10 protein-coding genes are annotated in these 9257 nt (G+C 51.7%); 8 read left to right on the forward strand and 2 right to left on the reverse strand.

Annotation, left to right across the window (positions count from 1 at the left end):
- Positions 1 to 70 precede the first annotated feature (70 nt).
- The 8 genes from lpxA to LKK83_RS27095 all read left to right on the forward strand — a co-directional run bounded on the left by lpxA (position 71) and on the right by LKK83_RS27095 (position 8484).
- On the forward strand, positions 71 to 886 hold the full coding sequence (lpxA, locus tag LKK83_RS27060; protein WP_324634587.1) for an acyl-ACP--UDP-N-acetylglucosamine O-acyltransferase: 816 nt from the start codon (positions 71 to 73) through the stop codon (positions 884 to 886).
- 30 nt (positions 887 to 916) lie between these two features.
- Positions 917 to 2098, forward strand: coding sequence for a lipid-A-disaccharide synthase (gene lpxB / locus LKK83_RS27065; protein ID WP_324634588.1), 1182 nt, complete (start codon positions 917 to 919; stop codon positions 2096 to 2098).
- A gap of 134 nt (positions 2099 to 2232) precedes the next feature.
- Positions 2233 to 2637: a hypothetical protein gene (locus LKK83_RS27070; protein ID WP_324634589.1), complete on the forward strand. Its 405-nt coding sequence runs from the start codon at positions 2233 to 2235 to the stop codon at positions 2635 to 2637.
- A gap of 147 nt (positions 2638 to 2784) precedes the next feature.
- Positions 2785 to 3117, forward strand: coding sequence for a DUF6825 family protein (locus LKK83_RS27075; RefSeq protein ID WP_324634590.1), 333 nt, complete (start codon positions 2785 to 2787; stop codon positions 3115 to 3117).
- Between the two features lie 261 nt (positions 3118 to 3378).
- Positions 3379 to 5085, forward strand: a complete 1707-nt coding sequence (locus LKK83_RS27080; RefSeq protein WP_324634596.1) for an ABC1 kinase family protein — start codon at positions 3379 to 3381, stop codon at positions 5083 to 5085.
- Positions 5086 to 5221: 136 nt separating this feature from the next.
- Positions 5222 to 5959 (forward strand): Stp1/IreP family PP2C-type Ser/Thr phosphatase, encoded by a 738-nt coding sequence (locus LKK83_RS27085; RefSeq protein WP_324634591.1) that lies wholly within the window; start codon positions 5222 to 5224, stop codon positions 5957 to 5959.
- A gap of 605 nt (positions 5960 to 6564) precedes the next feature.
- Positions 6565 to 6759: an NblA/ycf18 family protein gene (locus LKK83_RS27090; RefSeq protein WP_324634592.1), complete on the forward strand. Its 195-nt coding sequence runs from the start codon at positions 6565 to 6567 to the stop codon at positions 6757 to 6759.
- 711 nt (positions 6760 to 7470) lie between these two features.
- Positions 7471 to 8484, forward strand: a complete 1014-nt coding sequence (locus tag LKK83_RS27095) for a universal stress protein (RefSeq protein ID WP_324634593.1) — start codon at positions 7471 to 7473, stop codon at positions 8482 to 8484.
- Positions 8485 to 8494: 10 nt separating this feature from the next.
- On the opposite strand, the gene LKK83_RS27100 is transcribed toward LKK83_RS27095, so the two are convergent.
- Both LKK83_RS27100 and LKK83_RS27105 read right to left on the reverse strand, forming a co-directional pair.
- A complete protein-coding gene (locus LKK83_RS27100) occupies positions 8495 to 8944 on the reverse strand; it encodes a hypothetical protein (RefSeq protein ID WP_324634594.1) in 450 nt (149 codons plus the stop codon).
- A 121-nt stretch (positions 8945 to 9065) separates the two neighbouring features.
- Positions 9066 to 9257, reverse strand: a 192-nt coding sequence (locus LKK83_RS27105) for an HNH endonuclease (RefSeq protein WP_324634595.1), incomplete at its 5' end; no start/stop codon positions are given.

Raw genomic sequence — 9257 nt, forward strand, 5'->3', positions numbered from 1 at the left:
GGGGGAGAACTCCTCCCTACGCATAAATGACGAGGGTTTCCGTTCTCCCCCTTACCAACCCTAATTTCTGATGAACACTTTGATTCATCCGACTGCTGTTATCGATCCGGAGGCCGAAATTCACCCCACGGTTGAAGTGGGGGCCTATGCGGCGATCGGTCCGCAGGTGAAAGTCGGTCCGGAGACGAAAATTGGCGATCGCGTGACCATCGACGGTTGGACTGAGATTGGGGCACGCAACCGAATTTTTCCCGGGGCAGCGATCGGGTTAGAACCGCAGGATCTTAAGTACGATGGAGCGAAAAGTTTCACGAAAATCGGCGATGAGAATACGATTCGCGAGTATGTGACGATTAATCGCGCCACGGGAGAGGGTGAGGCTACGGCGATCGGCGATCGCAATTTGCTGATGGCTTACGTTCACGTGGCTCACAATTGTGAGATTGGCGATGGCGTGGTGATTGCCAATACCGTGCAGCTCGCCGGTCACGTTCGCATCGAAAACCGCGCCAGAATTGGTGGAGTGTTGGGCATTCATCAGTTCGTGGAAATCGGCGAGTTGTCAATGGTGGGCGGCATGTCGCGCATCGATCGCGATGTGCCCCCGTATATGCTCGTGGAAGGCAATCCCTCCCGGGTGCGATCGCTCAACCTCATCGGTCTCAAACGCGCCGATTTGTCCGCCGAAGAACTTCGCCTGCTCAAAAAAGCCTTTCGGATTCTCTACCGAAGTGACGATACCTTCGCCGAGTCCTTGGCTCAATTAAATTTACTCCCCGATCTCCCCTACCTCGCTCACCTGCGCCAGTTCCTCCACGAATCTGTGAAACCCCACCGCCGAGGTCCGATTCCGGGCCGACGTCGGGGACGCAGTGAACGGGATTGAGGGCTAGCCGTTTAGCTTTGCAGGCAATTAATGACACATCCAACCCAATCCCAAACCCAGAAAACGATTTTTATCAGCACCGGTGAGGTGTCTGGGGATTTACAAGGGGCAATGCTGATCGAGGCGCTTTATCGTCAGGCGGCGGCGATCGGCATCACGTTAAAAATTGTCGCCTTAGGCGGTGCGAAAATGGCTCGCGCTGGGGCCACTCTCGTCGGGGATACCACTCGTATCGGATCCGTGGGCATTGTGGAATCGGTGCCGTTTATTTTGCCCACCCTCCAGCTTCAGGGTCGCGCCAAGCAATATCTGCGGGAAAATCCACCGGATTTAATCTTGTTTCTCGATTATCTCGGTCCGAATTTGAGTATCGGCAGTTTTGTAAAGCGATATTTGCCGCAGGTACAGACGGTGTATTACATTGCGCCCCAGGAGTGGGTGTGGTCTTTGGGCGATCGCAATACCAGCAAAATTGTCGAAATTTGCGATCGCCTGTTGGCGATTTTCCCCCAAGAAGCTCGCTACTATCGCGACAAGGGGGCAAATGTCACTTGGGTGGGTCATCCCCTGCTGGACTCGATGCAGGCGGCACCAAAGCGCGATCGCGCCCGTCAAACCCTCGGCATCCCAGGGGAAGAAGTGGCGATCGCCTTACTACCGGCTTCGCGACGGCAAGAAATTAAATATTTACTACCGGTAATGTTGGAGGCGGCGCGTCAAATTCACTCCCGTTTGCCCCAGGCGAGTTTTTATATCCCCCTGTCGTTGGAATGCTATCGAGAACCGATAGCAGCGGCGATCGCCCAGTGCGGTTGGCGCGCGAAAATTCTCCCCGGTTCTCAAACCCAAACCGCGATCGCGGCGGCGGATTTAGCAATTACTAAATCCGGTACCGTTAATCTCGAAATTGCCTTAGCTAATGTCCCCCAGGTGGTGATTTACCGCGTCCATCCCCTCACCGCCTGGATCGCTCGCCATATTCTGCATTTTTCGATTCCCTTTATGTCGCCGCCGAATTTAGTGCTGATGAAGGAAATCGTCCCGGAACTGCTGCAAGATAAAGCCACCAGTGCCAATATCGTTCGCGAAGCTCTGGATTTGCTGGAAAATTCCCACCGACGCAGACAAATTCTGGCAGACTATCAGCAGATGCGACAGGCGTTAGGAGAACTGGGCGTCTGCGATCGGGCGGCTCGGATTATTTTACAATAAAATTCCCTCGGATATTAAAAATTTAAAATGAAAAATGGAGAATGGGGAATTAAAAATTTCCCCCGTATCCTCTAGGTTCGAGCGCGAACCAGGTTTTCCCCATTTCTTACTTCTTAATTCGGAGAACTCGAACGATGAAAAAATTGATTTTTTGTGCTGCATTAATCGGCACTTGCAGCGTCTTAGGGTCGAAACCTGCTACCGCGCAATTATTGCCACAACCGTGGGTTTCGGTGGGAGTACAAGACAGCGAAGCCACCTTTTCTGCGGGGGCAAGAGCGCTGGGATTTGGGGTAGAACTGGGGTTAAGAGAAGAAACGGCGGTGGGGGTAGATGTGATGAAATTCATCACTCCCCCATTTGTAGACCAGATTTCCGGATATGTGGGAGTGGGACTTTATGACGATCCCGATTCCAGCGATTCCGAGGTTGCCTTTTCTGGGGGGGTGCAAATTTTTCCCCAGGGCAATTTTTTCTTTGGGGCGGGTTATCATAGCATCCGAGGGGTAAACGGACAAGTGGGGATTAAACTCTTTTGAGTGGGGGGTAGGACAAGAGGAACGAGGGGGGAGAGCGGGGCACTCTGGCGGGAAACCGCCCAATGAAAGTGTGTAGGTTTTGGAGAACCGACGCATCCGAGAAGGGAACCACGTTATAATTTTGGCGGATGCGAGCAAAAACTGGTGATGAGTAAACCCGTAGTCGATGCCTTCTTTGTGGGCAGAGCCCTAGCCGAAGCCCTCAACGCACAATTAGAAAAAGCCCTAACCAATGCCCTGAGCGAGCTTGGTAAATTTGATGCCGAGCAGCGAGAGCGGTTGCGTGCCTTTAGCGAAGAAGTGATGGAGCGCGCCAATCGCGAGAGTGGACGCACCACAGAGTGGACCAGTTCCCCTCCGGAGAGTTCCGGGAGTGGAACGACTGAAACGATGGATCTGCAAGCGACGATCGACGAACTGCGAGCCGAAATTGCCCAAGTGCGATCGCAGTTACAGCTTTATCGCAGTCGTTCGATGTAGGGAGGGTTTCCCTGTCTGACTTATTTCTTACCTCAGACAAGGGAAGACTCCCGGGCGAGAGCCTCGCTATTGCAGGAAATGGCGATCGCAAAGAGCGAGCGATCGCAACGCCTTCAGAGGTGCGAACTCCCCGCACCAATTTTTAAAATTGATTGCTAGAAAAAACAGTTGTAAATCCGAGTGTCTGAACTCCTAGAGGATCCTATCCAACGTCACCCCATTCCCGATCGCCCTGCTTTACCCAGGGGCGACAACTCTGCTATTGCGGCTCCCAAAAAACCCCAAAACGTGGTTTATCAGAGCAAAGCGTATCGCTGGAGTCGTCCCAATTATTCCCGGAACCGACGGCGAATCGAAATCTGGAATTTTGTGTTTCGGTTTCTCGCGAGTCTGTGGTACATTAACAAACCTTGGACCTATCGCGGCGGCTTTACAGAAGAGAAAAAAGCAGCCCGCAGACAACGCCAAGCCATCTGGATTCGCGAGTCCCTGCTAGAACTCGGCCCGACATTTATTAAGTTAGGCCAGTTATTTTCCACGCGATCGGACTTATTTCCCACCGAATATGTAGAAGAACTAGCCAAGCTGCAAGATAAAGTACCGGCTTTTAGCTACGAACAAGCCGAGGCGATTGTCGAGGCAGATTTCGGACGCCGAGTCGAGGAACTGTTTCGCAGTTTCGATCCGGTACCGATCGCGGCGGCGAGTTTGGGACAGGTTCACAAAGCCCAACTTCATTCCGGGGAAGAAGTGGTGGTGAAAGTGCAGCGCCCCGGACTAAAGCGCTTGTTTGGCATCGATTTAGCGATCGCCAAAACCATTGCCCACTATTTCCAGAACCATCCCAAATGGGGTCGGGGTCGGGATTGGTTGGGCATTTATGACGAGTGCTACAAAATTCTCTATGAAGAAATCGATTATATCAACGAAGGTCGCAATGCCGATACCTTTCGTCGCAACTTTCGGGGTAAAAAATGGGTGAAGGTGCCGCGCGTTTACTGGCGGTATTCTTCTCATCGGGTTTTGACCCTCGAATACGTTCCGGGGATTAAAATCAGCCATTATGAAGCCTTAGAGGCGGCGGGACTCGATCGCAAGGTATTGGCTCAACTCGGGGCAGAAGCCTATTTGCGACAACTGCTCAATCATGGGTTCTTTCATGCCGACCCCCACCCGGGCAATATTGCCGTGAGTCCAGAAGGGGCGTTAATTTTCTACGATTTTGGCATGATGGGGCGCATCCGCACCGACGTGCGGGTGAAGCTGCTCGATTTGTTTTTTGGGATTGCTAAAAAAGATGCCGAACAGGTGGTGAATACCCTCATCGAGTTGGAAGCGTTAGCGCCGATGGATGATATGGGGCCGGTGCGGCGATCGATTCAGTACATCCTGGATCATCTGATGGATAGTCCGTTTGAGGAACAGTCTGTCAATGCGATTAGCGATGACCTGTATGCGATCGCCTACGATCAGCCGTTTCGCTTTCCCGCTACCTTTACCTTTGTCATGCGAGCGTTTTCCACTCTCGAAGGCGTGGGCAAGGGTCTCGACCCGGAGTTTAACTTTATGGAGGTTGCGAAACCTTTTGCAATGCAGATTATGAGCAATGGAAACTCTGTCGATCGCAACAGTATTTTTAACGAAATCGGGCGGCAAGCGGCACAAGTTGGTTCCACGGCGTTAGGTCTGCCCGGTCGGATTGAAGATAGCATCGAAAAGCTCGAACGCGGCGATATCCGCATCCGGGTGCGCTCGATCGAAACAGACCGGGTGCTGCGGCGCATCGGCAACGTTCAAATGGGAACCAATTTGGCGTTACTGGTGAGTGCGTTTACCTTGTCGGCAACGATTTTGTTGGTGAACGATAAAATTTGGTTGGCTTTGGTGGTGGCTTTGGTGGCGATTTTTCTCGCCGGTAGTTTGATCCGCCTGATGATGCGAATCGAGCGCTCGGATAAAATGATGTAATCTCTAATTCTGGGCTAATTTGTAAGGGAGGATACGCGCTTTGACGATCGCCACTCATCCGCGATCGGCAATTCAATCCCTCCCCCTCTATAATTCCAATGTCTTGTCATTTGTCATGCTAAGTGTAAGTTGAGTTATGAAACGATCTTTTGCGGGTCTCACGGATACGGGACTCGTTCGCTCTGTTAATCAAGATGCTTTCTACATTGACGATCCCGACGGACGATTTTTTATTGTGGCTGATGGTATGGGCGGACATGCCGGCGGCCAAGAGGCAAGTCGGATCGCCACTAAAACCATCGAACAATATTTAGACGAACATTGGGCGTCTTCTGAAACGACCCCCGCTTTGCTCGAGGAAGCTTTTTTTAAGGCCAATCAGGCGATCGTTCAAGACCAAATCGAGCATCCAGAACGTGCGGATATGGGCACCACTGCTGTGGCAGTGGTGTTTCGCGAGGATAAACCTTGGTGCGCGCATGTGGGGGATTCTCGCCTCTATCTACTGCGCGGCGATCGACTGGAGCAAATTACGGAAGATCATACCTGGGTGGGACGGGCGCTCAAGGCGGGACACCTGAGTCTGGAGGATGCCCGCAATCATCCCTGGCGGCACGTTCTTTCCCAATGTTTGGGACGCGAAGATCTGCAACAGGTTGACGTGCAACAGATTGACGTGCAAGGGGGGGACAGATTCCTTTTGTGCAGCGATGGGTTGACCGAGGAACTGTCGGCGGAGGAGATTGCGTCCCGGTTAACATCGCAGCTCTCTGGGGAAGAAGCGGCAAGGGAATTGGTGAAGGCGGCGAAAAATAACGGGGGACGGGATAACATTACGGTGGCGATCGTCACCTTGGAGGATACGGCAAAATAAGCCGCGATCTCTTCACCCCTACCGGAACAGAAGCCCCACCTGCAATTACTCTTGAGGCGAAACCCAAAATTCGCCCCCCAAACCACAACCGTACCTGAGTTCGATCCCAGGTACGGTTGTGGTTATTTTATCCCGTTGCAGGTTCGATGGTAACTGCTCTGTGGAGGGATTAAACCCGCGTCAGTTTACCCGCTAACCAAGCTAAAACTCTTCTTAAAACTGACCTGGGGACAGAGGACAAGGGGCAGGAAAATCGGCCATCTTAGAGCTACGGTCAGTGCCACAAGTGCCAGTGCGATCTCGAAAAATACTCATTTGGTTCAATCCGAGCAATTTGAGTGGCGATAACTTGCTAGATCTGTCTGCGATCGCATGTTGCCGCTTTGCTGGCATCGCATATGTCATATTTTCCAGACAAACCCCTACCGATCGCAGTGGTCGTTTTGTCAACCAATTGTTATAATTTTTAACAAAGCGGGTGACAATCCGTGGTAGGGACAATCCTGAAAGCCACGGGCGATCGGCGAAATAAACTCGCATCAACCACTCAAAGCGGCTCTTGAGTGTTGTTGAACCCGGAAAATCTATAAATGAGGAGGTCAGAAATGAACCAACCCGTCGAACTTTCTTTAGAACAAAAATTTAGCCTGCGTGCCTTTGAAAGCCAGGTGGAAAAAATGAGCCAAGAACAAGCGCAACATTTCCTCAAGGAACTGTACAAACAGATGATGCTGCGCGAAACCATGTACCAGGAATTTTTGAAGCACAAGTGGGGTCTAGAACAAGGGCCGAGCTTTTAATTGCGATTCCCATTAGTCCCATAGTGGGCGACCTCCGTCTCTTGCTTTGTTCCTTAACGGGAAAGGAGCTGGGGATGATGGGGCGTCAACTTGTATGGGATGCGGCTTTCGATCGCGACCCTCGGAAGGCAAGGGGGTTTTGGAATCTACATCAGGGTCAAGATTTCATCGTCCGGGAAGCGTTTTCTCGGCGGGCGCGATTAGAAATATAAATCCTATTTATTCGAGTCGAGAATTTCTTCCCCGGGGGAGAAGGGGTTGAGAAGAAATTCTGGCAAAGGGGGAAAATTCCGGGGTGTGCGATCGCTTCATAACTGTACCGCCGGATCGACCCTACCGCTCGAATTTTCACAGAACAGAAATAAATCGTCTGGCAATCCTCCATTAGTAGGGTAGGGTGGGCATTGGCGCCCTACAGCAAGCTCGTCATCTGGAAGCCCTTCGGCAATGCCCAGGCTACAGCTCCCTACCGCTCGAATTTTCACAGAACAGAAATAAATCCTCTGGCGCTAGAGTAGTAAATTGCCCGAGTCGAGGGAGTTGCCCCACCCAGTAGCCACCAAGGGATGAGGGGTGAGTATTGTTTATAGTCAGGCAAGTAGAAACCAAATCCTGAAGCGATCGCCACATCCAATCGCAATGGTAAAATCTTGATACAGAAAGATTGGGCATCAATCAGCTCTGTAGAGAATCACTCACCTCGGGTAGAGATTGCCACGCGATCGCGATCGGCGTTTGCAGCCGAAAAGCGGTAAAGCGTGGCCTTCAATCGGCACTTTTTGCCAATCCGAATCCTCTACAGAACATCCCAGCTTTCCGGCGATGGCGCACAGAATAGAAATTTTACGAATGTTTAAGCGCGTTTTAATCAGTACGGATTTATCGGACGGCTTGCCTCGCTTGGGGAATTTTTTGCCCAGTTTAGCAGCCGGCGGCATGGAGCAGATCGTATTTCTGCACAGCACTCCCCTGTGGACAAAAGGACAAATTCCTCGGGAAGACACCGAAGGGATGCAGAAGGCCCGCGATCGCTTGAACCCGATTCTCAATGAAGTCCCAGAAGGACTCGAAGTCGCGGTGGAAGTGGTTTCCGGTTCGGTCACCGACAACATTCTCAAGGTGGCGCAAACTTACAACAGCGAGGTCATTATCCAAGGAGCATCCAACCGCAATCTGCTCAGCGAGCGACTTTTTGGCAGTACCACCCTCGAACTGTCGGGACGGACCCCCATCCCCTTGATGACCCTTCCCAACTCCCTGCTTTCAGCGTTGACGGCGGAAGAACTGAATCTGCGCTGTCGTCACCTGTTGCGCTATGTCTTAATTCCCTATGACGACAGCGAAGCGTCAAAAACCCTCCTCGAACAGTTTAAGCACTATGCCCAGAACCGTCCGTCGGGGTCCCTAGAACGCTGTATGCTGGCCTGGGTCATCGATGCGGGGGTGCTGCGAAAAGTGCCCAAAGACTACAAACTCGAAGAGGCCCACGAAAAGTTAGCCCCCATCGAGGCAGAATTAAAACAGCTCGGCATTGAAGTGGATATAGAAGTCCGCCTGGGAGAGCCAGTGGTTGATATCTTAGACCTAGCTCAGAAGTCGGATATCTGCGCGATCGCCCTGGCGTCCCACAGCTTGGGTAAGTTGTGGGATTGGTTCCCCAGCTTTACTGCTGAGGTTCTGCGCCGCAGTTGCGAACCGGTCATCTTTTTCCCCTATCGGCACTAATTCGCTTCGCTTACTGAGGCAAACGGTTCAGGGTCGCTTCCATCGCGCTGCTGAGGTAGTGACCCGCCAAAATCACGCTAGATTGATAGTACCTGCCGTTATCCAGGCGGTGTAGGGTATCAAACCCACTGTGGCGCTGCTTCGTACTTCCCAACACCCAATAGCGCTGAACGATGGTTTCCGGGGCAATCCATCCTTCTCCTTCCACCCGTCCGAGTTCGCTGTGTTGAAGGACGAAGCTGTAGACGCGATCGCTGATATCGAAGCGTCCCCGATACTGCAGAGTAATATCTTCGCGTTCGCCACCCGGAAATATCAGCTTGGTCACCATATTAAACCAGGTTTCCCGATTCCAGGCCACCAAAGTTTTCCCCTTCACGGTAATCGGCATCCCATTGCGTTCGAGCCAATTGCCTTCCATAACCCAACGACCAGGTTGTAATAAAAAAATATGAGTCACAGCACCATTCCTTGGTTAATTTCCGTGCCTCCCCTAGGGGCATTTTGCCGAGCAATTTTAAACAAGGTTAACTCTTGAGCCAAACCTCCCTATTTTTTAGGGTTGACTTATCGGTGTTAAACTAAGCAATTCTGTCACCAGAACTACTCGTCTTCAGAACCGGACTTGAGATTTTCACCTCATCCGACTCCTCAACAATTTGGCCTTTGTCATAGGTACCGAGGCTACCATCGCTAGCAGTTTTTACATCATGGCAATGTCGGTGAAGAAGTTGGAGATTTTTGTATTCATCCTTTCCACCTAGGGTTTCTGG

The organism is Phormidium sp. CCY1219 (genome assembly GCF_035615515.1).
Classification (GTDB): domain Bacteria; phylum Cyanobacteriota; class Cyanobacteriia; order Cyanobacteriales; family Laspinemataceae; genus CCY1219.